Genomic DNA, 569 nt, shown 5'->3' with positions numbered 1-569 from the left:
GACCATCCCGATCGCCCTGCCGTTGCTCGGATACAGGGGGAGACGGACAGTTTTGGCAGTGAGCGCAACGACATGTGCCAAGAGTGCTTGGATGAGCACCGTGAGTACATGAAGAACGCCGACCATTCCGGCGCCTGCGATTGGTGCAAGCAGCACAAGCCTCACCTGCGACCGCAGCGCGATTACGAGGAAGGCATGTCGGGACGGGTGTATGAGGTTTGCGACGCCTGCATCAAGCGCGTCAATGACGAGGCGCGCGCCGAACTGGACGCCTACGACGATGACCGTGACGACTATGGGGACGATTACGATGACTGAGCCCCGCAACCTGTCAGCACCCGAGATCCTCTTTCTCAAACTGGAGACGAGCGGCCTTTACCGCAAAGACATCTCCATCGACGACTCGGCCCAACCATGGTGCCCCGAGATCGCGGCGGCGCTCTGCAATCGGTCGGGCCTGATCACGAACCATTTCGCTCACATGGTCAAATCCGACGGCCGCACGATCAAGGAGAACGCCGAGAAGGTGCACGGCATTTCGGCGCGCGCGAGTTCGCAGGTCGGCATAC

At 60.8% G+C, this 569-nt stretch carries 1 protein-coding gene and 1 pseudogene; both read left to right on the top strand.

From position 1 onward, the window contains the following. Positions 1-318 (top strand): annotated as a pseudogene (locus tag EOC94_RS34300) (hypothetical protein); the annotation flags it as partial. After that, the coding region (locus tag EOC94_RS33445) for a hypothetical protein (RefSeq protein WP_210212110.1) at positions 311-569 on the top strand (259 nt) is incomplete at its 3' end. The pseudogene EOC94_RS34300 and the gene EOC94_RS33445, both read left to right, overlap by 8 nt.

The sequence above is a fragment of the Mesorhizobium sp. M6A.T.Ce.TU.016.01.1.1 genome, from assembly GCF_003997065.1.
In the GTDB taxonomy this organism is placed as follows: Bacteria; Pseudomonadota; Alphaproteobacteria; order Rhizobiales; family Rhizobiaceae; genus Mesorhizobium; species Mesorhizobium mediterraneum.
The sequence above is the reverse complement of the archived record's forward strand: the minus strand, read 5'-3'. Positions and strand labels throughout refer to the sequence as shown.